The sequence below is a fragment of the Spirosoma sp. genome (assembly GCF_026391055.1).
Lineage (GTDB): Bacteria > Bacteroidota > Bacteroidia > Cytophagales > Spirosomataceae > Spirosoma.
In genome coordinates this window covers 269,417-285,916 of the sequence record NZ_JAPLET010000015.1, presented here as the reverse complement: position 1 = coordinate 285,916, position 16,500 = coordinate 269,417, and the positions used below count along the sequence as shown (strand labels likewise).

16 protein-coding genes are annotated in these 16,500 nt (G+C 51.4%); 4 read left to right on the top strand and 12 right to left on the bottom strand.

Annotated features, from left to right (window positions below):
• Positions 1 to 62: 62 nt before the first annotated feature.
• From NT073_RS06850 to NT073_RS06835, 4 genes are read right to left on the bottom strand one after another with little or no spacing between them, the layout of a single operon-like run.
• Positions 63 to 1,001, bottom strand: a complete 939-nt coding sequence (locus tag NT073_RS06850; RefSeq protein WP_297370775.1) for a DUF1684 domain-containing protein — start codon at positions 999 to 1,001, stop codon at positions 63 to 65.
• A complete protein-coding gene (locus NT073_RS06845) occupies positions 988 to 1,611 on the bottom strand; it encodes a redoxin domain-containing protein (RefSeq protein WP_297370773.1) in 624 nt (207 codons plus the stop codon). Before NT073_RS06845 ends, NT073_RS06850 begins: the two co-directional genes overlap by 14 nt.
• Positions 1,612 to 1,646: 35 nt before the next feature.
• The gene (locus NT073_RS06840; protein ID WP_297370770.1) at positions 1,647 to 2,870 is read right to left on the bottom strand and encodes a sterol desaturase family protein; all 1,224 of its coding nucleotides are present in this window, start codon (positions 2,868 to 2,870) and stop codon (positions 1,647 to 1,649) included.
• Positions 2,871 to 2,900: 30 nt separating this feature from the next.
• Positions 2,901 to 3,722, bottom strand: a complete 822-nt coding sequence (locus tag NT073_RS06835) for a phytanoyl-CoA dioxygenase family protein (RefSeq protein ID WP_297370767.1) — start codon at positions 3,720 to 3,722, stop codon at positions 2,901 to 2,903.
• A gap of 455 nt (positions 3,723 to 4,177) precedes the next feature.
• Here NT073_RS06835 and NT073_RS06830 point away from each other — a divergent pair, with 455 nt between their 5' ends.
• Entirely contained in the window at positions 4,178 to 7,399 is a 3,222-nt protein-coding gene (locus NT073_RS06830) for a SusC/RagA family TonB-linked outer membrane protein (protein WP_297370764.1), read from the top strand.
• Between the two features lie 42 nt (positions 7,400 to 7,441).
• Complete coding sequence (locus tag NT073_RS06825; RefSeq protein WP_297370761.1) at positions 7,442 to 8,974, top strand: SusD/RagB family nutrient-binding outer membrane lipoprotein; 1,533 nt, start codon at positions 7,442 to 7,444, stop codon at positions 8,972 to 8,974.
• A gap of 98 nt (positions 8,975 to 9,072) precedes the next feature.
• On the opposite strand, the gene NT073_RS06820 is transcribed toward NT073_RS06825, so the two are convergent.
• The 6 genes from NT073_RS06820 to NT073_RS06795 all read right to left on the bottom strand — a co-directional run bounded on the left by NT073_RS06820 (position 9,073) and on the right by NT073_RS06795 (position 13,246).
• Positions 9,073 to 9,333 (bottom strand): DUF167 domain-containing protein, encoded by a 261-nt coding sequence (locus NT073_RS06820; RefSeq protein ID WP_297370758.1) that lies wholly within the window; start codon positions 9,331 to 9,333, stop codon positions 9,073 to 9,075.
• Complete coding sequence (locus NT073_RS06815) at positions 9,330 to 9,851, bottom strand: dTDP-4-dehydrorhamnose 3,5-epimerase family protein (RefSeq protein WP_297370755.1); 522 nt, start codon at positions 9,849 to 9,851, stop codon at positions 9,330 to 9,332. Before NT073_RS06815 ends, NT073_RS06820 begins: the two co-directional genes overlap by 4 nt.
• The gene (locus NT073_RS06810; protein WP_297370751.1) at positions 9,851 to 10,777 is read right to left on the bottom strand and encodes a glycosyltransferase family 2 protein; all 927 of its coding nucleotides are present in this window, start codon (positions 10,775 to 10,777) and stop codon (positions 9,851 to 9,853) included. Before NT073_RS06810 ends, NT073_RS06815 begins: the two co-directional genes overlap by 1 nt.
• A gap of 100 nt (positions 10,778 to 10,877) precedes the next feature.
• Positions 10,878 to 11,777 carry an NAD(P)-dependent oxidoreductase gene (locus NT073_RS06805; RefSeq protein WP_297370747.1) on the bottom strand — a complete coding sequence of 300 codons (900 nt, stop codon included), beginning with the start codon at positions 11,775 to 11,777 and terminating at the stop codon, positions 10,878 to 10,880.
• Between the two features lie 74 nt (positions 11,778 to 11,851).
• Positions 11,852 to 12,574 (bottom strand): peptidylprolyl isomerase, encoded by a 723-nt coding sequence (locus tag NT073_RS06800; RefSeq protein WP_297370742.1) that lies wholly within the window; start codon positions 12,572 to 12,574, stop codon positions 11,852 to 11,854.
• 45 nt (positions 12,575 to 12,619) lie between these two features.
• The gene (locus tag NT073_RS06795) at positions 12,620 to 13,246 is read right to left on the bottom strand and encodes an ATP-binding cassette domain-containing protein (RefSeq protein WP_297371648.1); all 627 of its coding nucleotides are present in this window, start codon (positions 13,244 to 13,246) and stop codon (positions 12,620 to 12,622) included.
• A gap of 163 nt (positions 13,247 to 13,409) precedes the next feature.
• On the opposite strand from NT073_RS06795, the gene purN reads away from it, so the two are divergent.
• Together purN and NT073_RS06785 are read left to right on the top strand one after the other, a co-directional pair.
• Positions 13,410 to 13,991, top strand: a complete 582-nt coding sequence (gene purN / locus NT073_RS06790; protein ID WP_297370738.1) for a phosphoribosylglycinamide formyltransferase — start codon at positions 13,410 to 13,412, stop codon at positions 13,989 to 13,991.
• Positions 13,988 to 14,374, top strand: a complete 387-nt coding sequence (locus NT073_RS06785; protein ID WP_297370735.1) for a hypothetical protein — start codon at positions 13,988 to 13,990, stop codon at positions 14,372 to 14,374. The genes purN and NT073_RS06785 overlap by 4 nt, the downstream gene beginning before the upstream one ends.
• A 66-nt stretch (positions 14,375 to 14,440) precedes the next feature.
• Here the strand turns inward: NT073_RS06785 and NT073_RS06780 are convergent, their stop codons facing one another.
• The gene (locus tag NT073_RS06780; RefSeq protein ID WP_012929301.1) at positions 14,441 to 14,671 is read right to left on the bottom strand and encodes a hypothetical protein; all 231 of its coding nucleotides are present in this window, start codon (positions 14,669 to 14,671) and stop codon (positions 14,441 to 14,443) included.
• A 207-nt stretch (positions 14,672 to 14,878) separates the two neighbouring features.
• The gene (locus NT073_RS06775) at positions 14,879 to 16,435 is read right to left on the bottom strand and encodes a M28 family peptidase (protein ID WP_297370730.1); all 1,557 of its coding nucleotides are present in this window, start codon (positions 16,433 to 16,435) and stop codon (positions 14,879 to 14,881) included.
• Between the last annotated feature and the right edge of the window lie 65 nt (positions 16,436 to 16,500).

Sequence of the window (16,500 nt, the reverse complement as noted above, 5' to 3'; positions counted from 1 at the left end):
CAGAAGATTGTCTACTTCCGTACTGGCACGGGTAAATACCCACGCCAGCCTAAGTCAGCGGCTCAATGATCGCCGTATCGTTTTTCGCCCGCCGTTACAGCCGCTGTCAGTTTATTCTGCTTCGGCGGAATGGGACAGGTGGCAAACGGGGTAAACGCGCAGGGCGGATTGATGGACTGATTAAAATCAAGAACGACCAGCCCTGTTCCGGCGTTGGAAATAGGCTTGTCGGCGTATAAAAATCGGCCGGCCCCGTAGGTTTCATGTTCGTTTGTTGGATCGCCGAACAGGATAAAGAGCTTGTCTCCCTCTTCAACGGCATCCAGCCGATACGTTTTTCCGGCCCGTTCAAAGACCAGAGTACCCGCCAGCGGCTGCTGCGACGTCAGGCCCAGCACATCAATGATCGGGATGGTCGTGGGTGTCGATGGAGTTTCAAGCCGGGCCTTTACCCGCCAGCTTTCATCGACGGGATAGCGGTTGATGGTCTGAAACTCTTTCAGTTGCGGGCTGTCCAGATCGCGGAGCCGAACACCATATTTAGGTCCCCGCTTGATGATAAACCAGCGCAGGGAGCCATGTGCCAGCACAAGCGGTTTCTGATCGGGAGCAAAAATAACCAGCGGCCCGGTAACGAGCTTGCCATCGGCCAGAACGGCTGCGCCTGCTTTGGGCACAAAGCGCACATGGCCGTTTTCCAGGTAAAGCGCACCCAAATCGGCGGGTGCATCGGCAACCGGAAAATCCAGATCGAAGTCGGTGCCGCGTCCGAGCGAGTTCTTTCCGTTGCTGAGCCAGAACAGTCCGGCCAGATTTAGCCAGCCGGTTTCGCTTTTAAGGGAGTTGATTCGCGTCTGATGCCAGGCATCAATCTGCTCTTTGTAGGACGGGCCTTCAGCATTACGCCAGCCAACGGAGGCCGCCATTGCCAGAAACCATAAGCCGAAAAAACACCGCGAGTAGTTATTTAAAGGTCCGACAGAGTGACTAGTAAACTTCATGATGCACCTGGTTAAGATGATAAACAGCAGAAACAATGGATTCGGCATCGAGCGACCGGTCGAAGTTTTCATCCAGCACATGGTAGGCAATCCGTCGGTCCTGCCCAATTACGTACAACGCCGGTGTAAAGGCGTCTTCCGAGATACCCGAAATACGCTCCCAAACAGGGTGGTCTTCGCTGTAGACCCCGAACCGCCGGGCTACTGTCGATTCGGCATCATACGCCACCCGAAAATCCAGCTCACCTATCTGACGGGCCAATATACTCGGTGATTCGTTTGAAAACACAACCAATTCGGCATCGACGGCCAGCAAAGCCTGATTCAGCCGAACCAGCGACTCCAGGTATGGCCGGGCATAGCGTCCCCAGCAGGGGCAATAAAAGCTGACGACCAGTGGGCGCACGTTTATCAGATCGAGAATAGACGTGGCCGCTTTGGGCAATTTCTGACCGAAGACCGAAGCCCGCCAGTCGTTTGGCGCACCGGTAAGACTGAAAAAGGGGGCCAGATCGCCCGTAAGCAGGGGCTTAACCGAAACCGATTTGTCGCGGGGCAGCGTTGTTACCGAGCGTATATCGCCTAATTCATTTTGAAATTCGAGTGTCATGGGTATTTGCGTTTGCAGGTGAAAGACAAGCTGAATCAACCTCCGTATACCAGTTGAAAATAGCGCTTTTTAACAAGGGAGAAATAAGCCCAGATGGCCAGCCCACCAATGTAGGCCAGGACAATAAACATCGGATAACCCAGCAGGGTATACAGCGCCAGCCACAGCACTGCCACGCGGCCAATTTCGAGGTAGAGTACCCACCGGCGCTGCTCGAGCAATGCCCCACAATTGATAACCGTCAGCAGGATGAACAAGGCGGCAAGCAGCTGAAGGTAGCCGGGAATGCTCTTTTCAACGAGCAGAAACGTGAATAAAATAAGCAGTGTTCCGGCCAATTGCCCCACAACATATCCCCTAAACCGGCGACTTCTGTTATGGGTAGCCGCGCGTCCTGCAGCGTTGGTCGACAAAAACTGCCGCTCCAGTTCGGTACGGATGGCTGGGTCGACAGTATCCGGCCGACCGAATAATACGGACAGCTTTGCCCGCCAGCTCGTTGCCCGCTGTACGGCGACACCCAACTCAAGCCAGCCATGAAAATGCTGCCACAGGAAGCTATGACTGTCGAGTTGTTTTGTCAGGCCATAGACAGGCTCTTCCTCTTCTTCGGCAAAAGTGCCAAACAGTTTATCCCAGATGATAAACATGTCGCCATAGTTCCGGTCGAGGTACTGCGGGTTGCAGGCGTGGTGTACCCGGTGGTGCGAAGGCGTCACGAATACATACTCGAGCCAGCCCAACTTACCAACAGTACGGGTATGAATGAAAAACGGGTATAAACCGTGCACGAGCAATATCCCGGTAATCATCTCCGCCGGGAAACCAACGATCGGCAAAATTGCCCAGAAACCTGTTCGGACTATTGCCTGAAATACCGTAATACGCGCCGAGACAGTATAATTAAAGTCTTCGCTCTGGTGATGCACGACATGAACCGCCCAGAACACGTTGATTTCGTGCGCCAGTCGATGATACCAATACCAGACAAAATCGGTGGCAACCAACAGGCTAACCCACCCCCAAAGATTAGCCTGAATGTCGAACAGGGCATAGTGCCGATGGAGGTAGTCATACACGAAGTAAAAAGCGCCGGTCGTAAAAACATCCAGCAGCCGCTCAGCAATACCCACATTGAGGTTCGCCACCGACCTATTGAACTGGAAATAATCCTTCTGCTGTTTTTTCGCTACAAGGTATTCTACACCTATGCAGAGCAGAAAAAACGGAACAGCTAAAGCAAGCCAGTTGTAGTGCATCGCGTATCGGGTTATTCCTCAAAAGAATTTTTACCGAAGGATTTTAGCCCCTAACCGGTGATAGAACGGCGTTTTGCTGGCGGTATTTTTAGGCTGGTACTCGCCCGTCACCAGTGGGATATACATGACCCGGCGACGGCTGGAGGCCCCTTCGTTTGGCGACTGCTCAACGCGATGCCACAAACTCCCGTTATGGATGGTCAGATCGCCCGCTTCAATATCGAACCCAACTTCGCGCGGGTCGGGGCGGTGGTCGATGAACTGACGTTTACGGAATAGCGTGAGCAGGGTGTTTTGCTTGTGCGTACCCGGCAGTACGCGTAGCCCGCCGTTGCTCATGGGGCAGTCGTCGAGGTGTAACCCCACGTTCAGCATCGGCCGAATCCGCTGCCCCAAAAACAGATCGCGCGGGCTATCGGTATGCCAGCCCATCTTAGAGAAGTTGCTCTCCGGCGTACGAACGTAGTGATTCACAACCAGCCCGTCTTTCTCTTCTTCGCCAATACGACCATCGTATGGCTTTAACAACTGAGTCAGTTCTTTAAGGCGCTCATCCTGTAAAAACTCATGCAGAACCGGACTAAACAGCGAGGCAAACGCAAACCGCTGAACGATAGGCTTTCCGTTTTCATCCCGACCGAATTTTATGGGGATACCGTTGATCTTATCAACTTTTTCGGTAATCCATTCCGCTTCTACCTGCTGCAATTCGTACAGGAAAAGCTGCACAGTGTCGCGGCTTACAAAGTTTTTGATATGGAGGAATCCATTTTTTTCGAAAAAAGCCCGTTCGTCGGCTGTCAATAATTGCGTTGGCTGCGTGGCAATCCGGTTGTTTGATATGGCTACCATAAGAATTAATGTTACTGTCAATTAAGTTAATTACCTTATTTCCTATTTACTATACAGAATAAGTATAGTATTATGGTTAATAAAAATTCATTTATTGGCTGTCAAAAAACTGGGGGCGATTGTCGTCTATTTAAAGCAAGGCAGGCATTTTACAGAAACCTCAACAACAACACATACCCATCGTCATAGTCGCACGAATGGATGATAAATAGGCGTTTTCGCGTAGATAAGCCGGTTGTTGGGCAAATTTCATTGAATAACGAGCGTATTTGGAGGATATATCCCCCTTGTCTGGTAGACAAAGGTGAATATCTATTTTAAGATTTCCAAATTTTATTCAGTGATCAAAATCGTAAAGTAAATGCAGCAAATTATTATCTTTAGAGTTCTGTAATTTAATGAAGATTTTTTTGGATTAATTTAAATAGCAAAACTTAAAACCAATCTAATTTAAAATGGGACACAATTTACGAACGAGGATTAGCGCCTGTCTGCTGGCAGTCTGGGCTACTTTCCTGATAAGCCATACTGCGTTAGCACAGGATCGGCGCATTACAGGTCGGGTCATAGCTGGCAAGGACCAGCAGCCTATTCCAGGCGTAACAATCTTAGTTAGAAATACTCAGTTGGGAACGACGACCGATGCCAACGGCTCGTTCACGCTTAACGTACCAGCCAACTCTACGCTGGTGTTCAGCGCTATTGGTTTCGCTGGGCAGTCACTGGCCATCGGCAACCAAACTCAATTAACAATAACGCTTCAGGAAGCCGAGCAAAATCTGGGCGAAGTGGTTGTAACAGCGCTAGGTATCAAAAAAGAAGCTAAACGGCTGGGCTATGCCACGGCGATCGTCAATCCCGAACAGGTTACCACCAACCGTACGGTCAATTTCATCAATGCCTTACAGGGTAAGATTGCGGGTGTCAACATCAGCAGCCTGGGTACGGGTGCCGCCGGAACGAGTAAGATTCGTATCCGGGGTCAGTCATCCTTCTCAGGACAGAACAGCCCGCTTATTGTTGTGAACGGCGTCCCTATCGACAACACTAACTTTGGCCAGAACAACGGTAATACCGGTGGCGACAACTCCATTGGTAACCGCGACCGGAACTACTCCGACGGTGGTGACGGTCTTTCGTCCATCAACCCGGATGATATTGAGGGAATGACGGTGCTGAAAGGCGGTACGGCTGCGGCTCTGTATGGCTCCCGCGCCAAAGACGGTGCCATTCTGATTACAACCAAAACCAGAGGCACCAGCCAGGGTATCGGTGTAACCTTTAACAGCAACTTCACAAGCGATCACCCGCTGGATTATACCGATTACCAGTACGATTACGGACAGGGGGAATATGGCGTGCGGCCAACAGCGGCCAACCCAACATCGGGCGTATGGAGTTTCGGGGAGAGATTTGCCGGTCAGACACAGGTACTGTTCGGGGGTGTAACGGTGCCCTACGCGCCCGTTCGTAACCGGATCAATACTTTCTACCGGGATGGATCGACCTGGACCAACTCGGTTGCGGTATCGTCGGGCAGTGAGAAAGGCGGGTTCAACCTGTCTATCGCCAACCTGGATAACAAAGGCATCACGCGTAACAACACCTTTAACCGGAAGACGATGAACCTTGGCTTCAGCTACAACCTGTCGCCACGGTTAACCGTTACGGGAACGCTCAACTACTCCAACGAGTACAACAAAAACCCGCCACAGATTGCCCAGCAGGACAACAGTACGCCAACGGTAATTTACACACTGGCCAACTCCATGCCGCTGGATGTACTGGAAGCCAACCAGATCAACCCGGCTACGGGCAACGAGTTTGTATACTCGCGCTTTATGAACCGCACGAATCCATACTTTGTCCTCAACAACAAGTTTGAGAACATTCGCCGGGATCGTCTGTTCGGCAACATTACCGCACGTTATAACGTTGCCGACTGGCTGTATGTGCAAGGCCGGGTTGGACAGGATTACTGGTCACGCGATCAGGATTATAACTTCCCAACGGGGCAGGCCTCTCTGGCAGCGGCACCAGCCGGTTTTGTAAACGGGGCGTATGTACAGGAAGCCCGCCGTTTCCGCGAAATCAACGCCGACTTCCTGATTGGTGCCAATCACAAGTTTGGCGCATTCGGTATTGATCTTACCGTTGGTGGTAACCAGTTGTACCGTCGCAGCGACCTCAACAGTGTGCAGGTAACCGACTTCATTGTGCGGGGCTTATACGTGCCGCAGAACGGACGGGTGAAAGACCCCACCTATGGTCTGAGCGAACGGAAAGTTAATTCGCTATACACAGCAGCCGAATTTTCGTTTAAAGACGTCCTCTTTCTGAACGGTACGCTACGCAACGACTGGTTCTCTACCCTTTCGCCAGCCAACCGCAGCATTCTGTATCCTTCATTAACGGGTAGCTTCGTCTTCTCGCAGGCCTTCAACAACCTGCCTTCCTTTATCAACTTCGGTAAGATCCGGGCTGCTTATGCGGAAGTGGGTAGCGACGGCGACGTAGCGCCCTACTCGAACAACCTATTCTATTCGGTCAATGCCAACCTGTTCCCAAACCCGGCAGGACAGGGGCAGCCGGTGGGTAACATTACGTCCGGTACCGTGCCCAGCGCCACGCTCAAACCCAGCCGTACGGCTGAGACCGAGGTTGGTCTGGAGTTGAAGTTGTTCAACAACCGGGTTGGCCTGGACATGGCCGTTTATCGAAAGATCACCAGCGACCAGATCGTACAGGCCCAGTCGTCCGATGCCTCAGGGTACACCTCGACCCTGATCAACAGTGGACAGAGCCAGAATCAGGGCATTGAAATATTGCTAAACCTCGCACCTATTCGCACTAAGGACTTCTCCTGGGACATAACCCTGAACGGGGCTTATAACAAGACGAAACTACTCCGGCTCCTAACCGACGACGACGGCTCGCCCGAGAGAGATTATAACAAAGACAAACAGGCCGAGCAGATTGTGGTCGGTACGGGTATTTACGTAGGTGATCTTCGGCAGGTGGTTGGCCAGGAACTGGGTCAGTTATACAGTTTCGGCTACCAGCGCGACGCGCAGGGACGTATCATTCACGGGGGCGATGGCTTGCCCGTGCGTACACCGGCTCCCATTTCGTTTGGTTCGGCCTTGCCTAAGTATACGGGTGGTATTACCAACACGTTTAATTATAAAGGCGTCAATCTCTCCGTCCTGATCGACTTTAAGCTTGGCGGCAAAATGATTTCGGGTACCAACCTGAACGCTTTCCGGCACGGATTACAGAAAGAAACACTGGTTGGCCGGGGCGAAACCGATAACAAAATGGTGGGTGTTGGCGTCAACGAGAAAGGTGAAGTAAACGCCGTTCGGGCATTTGTGCAGGATTACTACTCGGTAGGCCGTTCCAAAAGTCTGGGCGAGCAGGTGGTGTATGATGCCGGCCTGTGGAAACTCCGCCAGATCAGCCTTGGTTACGACTTCACCAAGATGCTACCTAAAAGCCTGTTTATTAAAGGAATCCGGGTGAGTGCTGTGGCCAACAACGTGGCCATCATCAAAAAATGGGTACCAAATATCGACCCCGAGCAATTTGGCTTTAGCTCCGATAACCTGATCGGTCTGGAATCGACCGGTTTACCAACAACGCGCAGCATCGGCTTTAACCTGAATGTTAAATTCTAAAAAGCCCTCTACCCCCAAGGGGACACAAACTTTACTACTTTCATGAAAAAGACACTTTTATATATACCCCTGGTTGCCCTGCTTTTTACGACAAGCAGTTGTGATAAAGGGTTCGATGAACTGAACGTAAACCCAACAGCAGCAACGGCGCTTAACCCGCTGTTTACGTTCAATAATGCCATGATCAGCACCTCATTTCCGGGCAGTATACTAACCTTCGAGGAGCCTGTTGTTCAGCAGATGTTCACCCCCAACTCAGGGATCGTTGCCGGGGGCAATTACAACATCGACAACCGGGGGCCTTCGGGCGTTAACGGGGCTATCTGGCGTCAATACTACCAGAACGTTATTCGGTATCTGGTCGACGTGATCAACCAAACCAAAGCTGATCCTAACCGGACCAATCTCTACAACATGGCCCGGATCTGGAAAGCCTATGCGTTCACCGTGCTAACGGATACCTATGGCGATGTTCCTTACACACAGGCGGGCATAGGCTACATTGCAAACAATGTAACACCCAAGTACGATACGCAGGAAAGCATTTATAACGATATTATCAAAGAACTGACGGAAGCATCGACGGCATTAGACGCGTCGAAGCCAACGGAGGCCGGTGAAATCACCTATGGTGGCGACATTACAAAATGGAAACGATTTGGTAATTCACTCCTGCTGCGGGTAGGTATGCGCCTGTCGAAAGTGAACCCAACTCTGGCGCAGTCGACCGTCCAGAAGGCGGTAACTGGTGGCCTCATGCAATCGAACGCCGATAATGCGGTGATCCGGAACAACGCCAACTACACCAATGGCGTGGGGGCTACGCTTAACTCAACCGAAGCAGCCAACTATTACCTGACCAAAACGTTTGTCGACTACCTCAAGTCAACATCCGATCCGCGGCTGACCTCCATCGCAGTGCGCTACGTAGGTGCGAAAAGTGGTCCCGAGCAAACAGCCGCCCGTGCCAGTCGTGAAGTAGCTGCCCAAATAGGCATGCCTCTCGGCTTTGACAATGGCACCATTACAGCCAGAGCTACACAGGACGGTCTGGCCAGCTTTTACGATTACAGCCAGTTAGACCGCACCCGTATGGGCAGCCAGTTTGCCCCCTGCTTCCTGGTTACCTACGCGCAAACGCAACTCCTGCTGGCCGAAGCCGCCCAACGCACCTGGACCACCGGCAATGCCGCCGACTTTTACAACGCCGGGGTTACGGCGCATATGAAACAGTTGGGCGATTATGCCGCTACATCGCTGGTTGCCGATGCCGATATCACGGCTTACCTGGCCAAGAACCCGTACAGCGCGGCCAAAGGGCTGGAACTGATCAACACGCAGTACTGGATAGCTTCTTTCCTGAATGGCCCCGAAGTGTTCGCTAATTTCCGGCGGAGTGGGTTCCCGACCCTGACGCCTAACCCTTATCCAGGCAAGGAGATCAAGGGCAGCTTCATCAATCGGCTATCTTATCCGGATTCCGAAATCGCCGTAAACACTGCCAATCGGCAGGAAGCCGTTACGCGGCAGGGACCGGATGATCTGGACACTCGTGTTTGGTGGGATAAACGGTAAACGATCACCCAATCTAATCTAATTGCATGACAAGGCCCGACTACACGTAGTCGGGCCTTTTTTGTTGTCGTTTCAAACGTCGTCCGGGTGGCTACCGTCTATCGCAGTTGAGTCAAAAAACGCGTAAGTACTTCTTCCGATATGTCGACCTCAATGCGTTTATGCGGATTAGTGAACCCGGCTACAATGGTCACGCCCGATTTGGAAATACCGAGTTGCTTCGCCAGAAATTCGACCAGATAGACGTTGGCTTTTCCATCCTGCGCCGGAGCCCTGATCTTCGCATTAAGCTGCCCGGCGGCATCGTAGAACAGTTGATCAACCTTACTACCGGGCTTCGCTTTCAGGTGAAGTATCATAATTTGTACGGAATGGCCGGGCTATCGGCCGGTACACGCCAATGGTCCGGATCGTCATATTGATACGCTTTATCTACCAGATTCAGCATAAGAGTGGCACTGGTGCTTATGTTTTTTACCCCATGCCAGACCTGAGGAGGAACGGAGATCAACTGCGGACGCAAATCACTGACGAGGAACTCGTTTATCTGCCCGAACGTGGATGAATCCTGACGAGAGTCGTACAAAACGATTTTCATTGTACCCGATGTAACAAACAAACGGTCTGTTGTCGACTCGTGCGCATGCCAGGCGGAGACTCCTCCCGGCTGCATCATTATCTGGAAGACCTGATCGACCGGCGAATCGTCCAGTTGCCAGTCTTTGCGGTAGATCTCGGTTAAATGGCCATTGCTCTTAATGACATTTTTCACCTCTCGCACCTCAACACCCGCAATCAGGGACTGACGGTGCATCATCCAGTCGGCGGTTATACTCTGCTTGTCCTTTTGTAATCCATCGATATACCAATTATTCATTATTGATTGAGGTTAGGAAGTCCGCGCATTCTGCGTAAATAATTAAGCCCCTCTCCTTTACGCCGGTATTGCCACATCAATCGCAATTCAAGGGGAACAAATCCAGCAGCAATTACCTGTTTTTTAAGTATATTTTTTATCCCCTGCCAAATCATTCCAATTCCCTCATAGCGGTTCTCTTTTTCAGAGAACGCCAGAGCTACCCGAGTCATCAGGTCTTCTTTAAAAGCAGGATTGGTACTCAGTTCAGTAAAGTAATAGTCATGCTCCCGCGACTGTCGTTCGCGATAGGAATTTTTACGGGCTCCTGAAGGAATAGCGAGCCATGTTAATTGCCGAATTATTGAAATCGTTTTCCCATGTTGGTTTACCCGCCGAAGCCAGTCGTGCGAGGGTACCAGCCATAACTTTTTATAGGAATACCACTCGCCCACATCATCCACAACCGAGCGATGAAAAACCCAACTGGATGCGGGCACAAAATACACGGGATTATATCGGTTAGCGGGTAGAATACCCGACAGAACGATTTGCTCGTCCGGCATCATAACGGCTCCCAGAGTGAATACAAGATCCGCCTGTTGCGCACGAAGGGCAGCCAGACACACCGCAAGGTGTTCCGGAAACCACATGTCGTCATGATTCAGGAAGGCAATATATGTTCCTCTGGCCTGCCGCAAACCTATATTATTAGGCCCGGACTGCTCCCCAACGTTAGTTTCCAGATTAATAAACTGAATGCGAGAATCGCTAAAAGAGGCCATTACGGCCTCTGTATCGTCAGTACAGTGATCACCAATAACCAGTAACTCCCAATTGGTCTCGGTTTGCCGCAGTACACTTTGAACCGCATAGTGCAGTATATTACTTCGGTTGTAAGTCGCCATAATAATGGTTACAACCGGCGTAAGGCTCATATTACTCATAGAACAGCTTTTTGTGAGTCGTTACTTGTTACTGGTTGATTCGTTAGTAATACTACCCCTGATCGCTCATGACTCAGTAACCAGTAACAATAACCAACAACTAGTTAAGCTGCTCAGCCAAAACGGCGATTCCTTCGGCAAAGCTGTGCGGCTCGTAACCCAGTACCGTACGAGCTTTGTCCAGAATGAAGCCGGTGCGGGGCGGACGACGGGCCACCTGCGTAAAAGTCGACGCATCAGCCTGAGCGATCAGCGATTTGTCGAGACCAAAGTAATCGGCAGTTTGAATGGCCATTTCATAGGGGGTGAGGACCTCTTTGCCCGAGATATTGAAAATACCTTCCGCTTCCTGGTCAGCAATGAGGAAGCATCCCATTGCCAGATCTTCGGCCAGGGTTGGGCTGCGCCATTGATCGGTCACTACCTTTATATTTTTCCCGTCTTCCAGCGACTTTTTAACCCATAGAATAATGTTGCTGCGGCTCATGTCGTGGGCAATACCGTATACCAGCACCGTTCGAGCGATGGCCCAGCGAATGCCCGAGTGCCGCACGACCGATTCGCCCGCCTGCTTGCTCCACCCGTAAAAACTAATAGGGTTTGCTTCGGCATCTTCGTCGTAAGGGCCGGCTGCCCCATCAAAAATGAAGTCGGTCGACACATGAACCAGAAAGGAATTTGTAGCGCGGCAAGCTTCGATAATGTATTCCACAGCGTGTACGTTCTGCGCCCAGCAGGCATCTTTCTGTACTTCGCACTTATCCACATCGGTCATGGCTGCACCGTGGATAACTACGTCCGGGCGCACATCACCAATCACATCCAGCACCTGCTGCCGGTCGGTAATGTCCATTGCCCGATACGTGTACCCATCCGAGAACGGGAGTCGATTCTCACCCCGTGCGGTGGCAATCAGTTCAACATTCGGCTGCTTCGTAAGCAGACCAACCAGTTTTTGGCCCAGTAGCCCATTGGCACCGGTGAGGAGGATTTTTTTCATAAAAGGAGCGAGAAGTGAAGAGCGAGAAGTGAGGAGTTGCTGACGCCAGCAATTTGCCTTGCGTCAGCAACTCCTCACTTCTCGCTCCTCACTCCTACATACTGATAGTGATACTGCTTCGTAATTTTCTTTTTCTTTACCCATTGCCCGGTCATGGACATGCGAACATCTTTTTCCGGACGGTCCATTTCGTTGCGCGGTTGCTTGGCTACGCTGTCGACGATGGCCAGCCCGTCGATGACCTCACCAAATACGGTGTAATTCCCATCCAGATGGGGTGCGCCACCAAGGGTTTTGTAAACCTGTTTCTGTTCATCGGTAGGCACATGTCCTTTCATGGCTTCAACACGCTTCAGCTGCGTCTGCAACCCGGCATCGTCCCAAACGCGGCCCTGCACGATGTAGAACTGGCAGCCACTCGATGCTTTTTCGGGGTTGCCGTCGCGGGCAGCCGCCAAGGCTCCTTTTTTATGAAATAGCGTCGGCACAAACTCCGCCGGGATTTTATAGCCGTTACTACCGTTTCCGAGGGGCTGATCGGCCTGGGCATTCCGCGAGTTTGGGTCGCCCCCCTGAATCATGAACATGGGAATGACCCGGTGAAACAACAGACTATCGTAGAATTTCTGGTCAACTAGCTTAATGAAGTTTTCCTTGTGCTTTGGCGTCTGATCGTACAGCACCAGCCGCATCGTTCCGTACTGTGTATTAAGCGACACGAGGTAATCTTTCTTCTTCCGATTTTGGCCAATTACTAGCGACGGAATCAGGAAAAGTAACAGGAGAAATTTAGGCATACAGGTAGTGGAATCCGGCGACGGGCATCAGTAGCCGATTAAATATTACAGATTGACCCGATTTTCGAAGGCATCTTTTAAGCGCTGGTCGTGCGTAACAACCAGCAAACTGGCCCCGATCTGCTCCGATTGCTGACGCAGCAGTGAAACCACGCGGCTGGTGTTTTCGTCGTCGAGGCTGGAGGTTGGCTCATCGGCCAGAATGACATTGGGCTGGTTCATCACGGCGCGGGCAATGCTTACCCGCTGCTGTTCTCCCTGGCTTAGCTGATTTGTCTTCTTCGACAGATGATCGCCAAAGCCGAGTTGGGCGGCCAACTCCCGGGCGCGGGTTTTGTCCTGCGGTTTGTTAGCCAAGTAATTCGCCATCAGCAGGTTATCCATTACCGACAGAGAGCTGACGAAGTGGGGTTTCTGGTAGACGATGCCTAAGTTCTTGGCCCGGAAAGCCGCGGTTTCAGCCGTATTCAGCTTCGTCAAATCCGTCTGATTGATCAGCACAGACCCACTTTTAGGCGTCAGCAGCAGAGCCAGCAAATGCAGAAACGTAGTTTTGCCGGTACCCGACTGCCCTAAAACCAGCAAGGCCTCACGATCGGCGCAGTGAACGTCGGGAAAGATGAACTGTTTAGTAGGGCCGTAGTCAAACCTAAGTTGATGAGTTGCCAGCATTGGAATAGAGCGAGTACCCACAAAAATAGGTAAAAGTTGTAATTTTGGGTTAAATGAGTTGGTAAGTGGCTGCGCCCAAGTTAGTAAGTCAGTAAGTAGCTGACGCATGTGTTGCTTTCGCGTTAGCCACTTACTGACTTACTAACTGACTTACTGACTTACTTTGAAACGCATAGCCCTGTTTGCTTCCGGTTCCGGCTCCAATGCCGAAAAAATTGCTGAGTATTTTGCGAATAACGCCGAGGTAGCCGTCTCGTTGGTCGTCTCCAACAACCCTAAAGCGGGTGTTATCGAACGCAGTAGGCGTTTGCACATTCCAGTAGTGCTCTTTGACCGGACTACTTTCTACGATACTGACAAAATAACCCAACTCCTTATCAACCAGAATATTGATCTGATCGTACTGGCTGGGTTTATGTGGCTGATGCCGCCCGGTCTGGTGCGGGCGTTTCCGGATAAAATTGTCAATATTCATCCGGCACTATTGCCTAAATTTGGGGGTAAGGGTATGTATGGTCACTTTGTACATGAGGCCGTTGCAGCCGCGGGAGAAACCGAGTCGGGCATTACGATTCACTACGTGAACGAACGATACGACGAAGGGCAGATTATTTTTCAGGCCAGTTGCCCGGTAGTACCAACCGATACGCCGGACGATATTGCCCGGAAGGTCCAGGCGCTGGAGCATACCCATTACCCAGCCGTTGTAGCCGACGTTTTGACATCAATGACCACCCAATCATGAAAAAGCTGGCCTTTGCCCTATGTTTACTTAGCCTGACCGGCTGTTTCAGGCCTGCGGTTTACCTGCAAAACAAGCCCAACTACCCGGTCGATGTGTTTTATGATACGCAACGACCCGAACGCCCGTTTGCGCCACTACAGGACCTGGAAATAAAAGGCGAAGTGCCTCTCGAAGCGCGTCAATCGGGGAACAGGCGAATGCTCAGCCGGGGCAACGACATGCAGCAGAAAGAACTGATGCTGTCCCGCCTGACGCTGCAAGCCAAAAAACTTGGTGCCGATGCGCTGGTTTCGGTACGCTACAGCTATTACACCTCCATGACCGACAACGGCTACGTGATGACGGGGCTGGCCGTAAAGTACAAACAGGAACACGAACAATAACCGCTATAAACAGGGAAGCCCGGCAACGTAATGGACGTGTGCCGGGCTTCCCTGTTTATAGCGAGTTTACTTTACTTCTTCGTAGTCGACATATTCACCACCGGTAAAAGAAGAATCTCCCTTTTTGGGCGCTGTTTTTACCCGTACTTCACCTTCCCGGCTCCTGCCAGACGCTGACGCCTGCTGTTTTTGTTGCTTAACCAACTGTCGGCCAACGAGCAGGTAAAATACAAACCGGCGTACGGGCGGCACAAACAGAATAATGAGGGTGATGATGAACAGATATTTGAATAACATGTCTGGGTGTCTTTATCAATAAATAAACGTTGCGATGACTCGTTTAGTTTTCCGGTGTGATAGGCGGCTATTCGGACGGATGAATTGTTCGTTTTGTCGTCTATGTAAAAAGCTGATTTCGCTAAACTCTACTATTTATCATCCAGGGCGTTCTTACACCTGACAGAATGCAAACACATATAAAGCAAGACGCAACCCTTTGCGTCTCTACTGGCCGTACAATGCTTTTCCGGCGGCTTCGTACTTGTCCCCCGCCGACCATTGCGGGCGCGTAGCCCGGTTCGCGATCAGGCGGGCGGCATAGGCATAGGCCTGGCAAAACCGTTGAAAATAGGCAAAATTCAGCGATTCGGGGTTGTCGATGGCCTGGTGGTAATATTTCTGAATGGCGTCGTCGAACGATTTAAAACCGGGCGAGAACGTCGGTGCAGGAATGCCTTTGGCAGCAAAACTTACGTTGTCCGAGCGGTCGAATAAACCCTGCTCGGGGGCTGGTTCGGCAAATATGCCCAGACCAAACGCTTTAGCCGCTGTCTCGATTTCAGTTTTTGCCCCCGTTCGTTCCAGTCCAATTACCGACACGATGGTGGTATCGTTATACCCAGCGCCGTCGATATTCATGTCGAAAACCGTCTGTTTTAAGGGTACGAGCGGATGGTCGGCATAATACCGGCTACCCAGCAAACCCACTTCTTCGCCCGTTAGCGCAAGCACCAGTACCGACCGTTTTGGCCGTTGCAGCGACAGAGCTTTGGCCGCTTCCAAAATGGCAACCGTGCCCATCCCATTATCCCGCGCACCGTTGAAAATACTGTCGCCCGGCTGGTAGGGCGTTCCACTTGCTTTCCCTACGCCAATATGGTCGAAATGAGCAGATAAAATCACATATTCATCTTTGAGGATTGGGTCGGCACCTTCAATAATACCCGCCACATTCGCCGACAAGGTTGTTACGCGAGCCCGGCCCGATGTACGGATGGTAACAGTCTGACCCGCTTCCTTAAGCTGTTTGTACTGGTTATTGGCATTGTTGATCCACACATGTGTCAACGGCGAACTACTGTTTCCGGTAGTGACAACGCTCATCTGCTCGCGGTTGAAATACTGATTGACAAAGCCCCAGGGAATGGATTCGCTATAGAGTTCGATAAGCGCAGTTGCTCCTTTCTCAGCAGCCAGTTTTCGCTTGGCCGCAGAGGCATTGAATATTTCGCGAGGCCCCTTCGCGTCGGGCGAACCGCCCTGCGCGACAAGAATCCGGCCTTTTACATCGCGTCCTTTGTAGCCATCGTCACCGTCTGTTAAGCCATAGCCTACGTATACAACCTCACCGGATATGTTGGCTGGCCCACTCGCCATCACCACCAGTTCCTTGCCCAGATGAAGGGTATCTTTGCCGATGAGCATAAAGGCCAAGCTGGCCGCTTTGACTTTTTCCAGCGTTATGGTTTGAAAATAGTCGGGCTTATCATCGGTTGTACTGGCAGGTTTTAAACCCAGTTGCCGAAACTGTTCGGCAATGTAGCGAGCTGCCACCCGGTTACCCTGCTCGCCCGTCCGGCGGCCTTCCAGTTCATCGGAGGCCAGAAACCGGATATGCGCTTCCACTTCGGCACGGGACAGGCTAAATTCAGGAAATTTTATCGGTGCGGCAGCTATGGCCGAACGGGAAGCTACTGCTTTGGCAGGGCGATTTTGCGCTTGTAATGACGTTGCAGCCAGAATCAGCGCTGCCAAAAAGCTGAGGATAGATGATGATTGCATGATGATTGAGTTGACGGTGTAAAAGTACAAAAAACCATAACGGCTTTCTGACCTTCCGGCCATCT

What these genes read in the sequence shown, in the direction of transcription:
- NT073_RS06850 (WP_297370775.1), bottom strand. Translation starts at nt 1,001, where the DNA reads ATGAAGTTTACTAGTCACTCTGTCGGACCTTTAAATAACTACTCGCGG.
- NT073_RS06845 (WP_297370773.1), bottom strand. Translation starts at nt 1,611, where the DNA reads ATGACACTCGAATTTCAAAATGAATTAGGCGATATACGCTCGGTAACA.
- NT073_RS06840 (WP_297370770.1), bottom strand. Translation starts at nt 2,870, where the DNA reads ATGCACTACAACTGGCTTGCTTTAGCTGTTCCGTTTTTTCTGCTCTGC.
- NT073_RS06835 (WP_297370767.1), bottom strand. Translation starts at nt 3,722, where the DNA reads ATGGTAGCCATATCAAACAACCGGATTGCCACGCAGCCAACGCAATTA.
- NT073_RS06830 (WP_297370764.1), top strand. Translation starts at nt 4,178, where the DNA reads ATGGGACACAATTTACGAACGAGGATTAGCGCCTGTCTGCTGGCAGTC.
- NT073_RS06825 (WP_297370761.1), top strand. Translation starts at nt 7,442, where the DNA reads ATGAAAAAGACACTTTTATATATACCCCTGGTTGCCCTGCTTTTTACG.
- NT073_RS06820 (WP_297370758.1), bottom strand. Translation starts at nt 9,333, where the DNA reads ATGATACTTCACCTGAAAGCGAAGCCCGGTAGTAAGGTTGATCAACTG.
- NT073_RS06815 (WP_297370755.1), bottom strand. Translation starts at nt 9,851, where the DNA reads ATGAATAATTGGTATATCGATGGATTACAAAAGGACAAGCAGAGTATA.
- NT073_RS06810 (WP_297370751.1), bottom strand. Translation starts at nt 10,777, where the DNA reads ATGAGTAATATGAGCCTTACGCCGGTTGTAACCATTATTATGGCGACT.
- NT073_RS06805 (WP_297370747.1), bottom strand. Translation starts at nt 11,777, where the DNA reads ATGAAAAAAATCCTCCTCACCGGTGCCAATGGGCTACTGGGCCAAAAA.
- NT073_RS06800 (WP_297370742.1), bottom strand. Translation starts at nt 12,574, where the DNA reads ATGCCTAAATTTCTCCTGTTACTTTTCCTGATTCCGTCGCTAGTAATT.
- NT073_RS06795 (WP_297371648.1), bottom strand. Translation starts at nt 13,246, where the DNA reads ATGCTGGCAACTCATCAACTTAGGTTTGACTACGGCCCTACTAAACAG.
- NT073_RS06785 (WP_297370735.1), top strand. Translation starts at nt 13,988, where the DNA reads ATGAAAAAGCTGGCCTTTGCCCTATGTTTACTTAGCCTGACCGGCTGT.
- NT073_RS06780 (WP_012929301.1), bottom strand. Translation starts at nt 14,671, where the DNA reads ATGTTATTCAAATATCTGTTCATCATCACCCTCATTATTCTGTTTGTG.
- NT073_RS06775 (WP_297370730.1), bottom strand. Translation starts at nt 16,435, where the DNA reads ATGCAATCATCATCTATCCTCAGCTTTTTGGCAGCGCTGATTCTGGCT.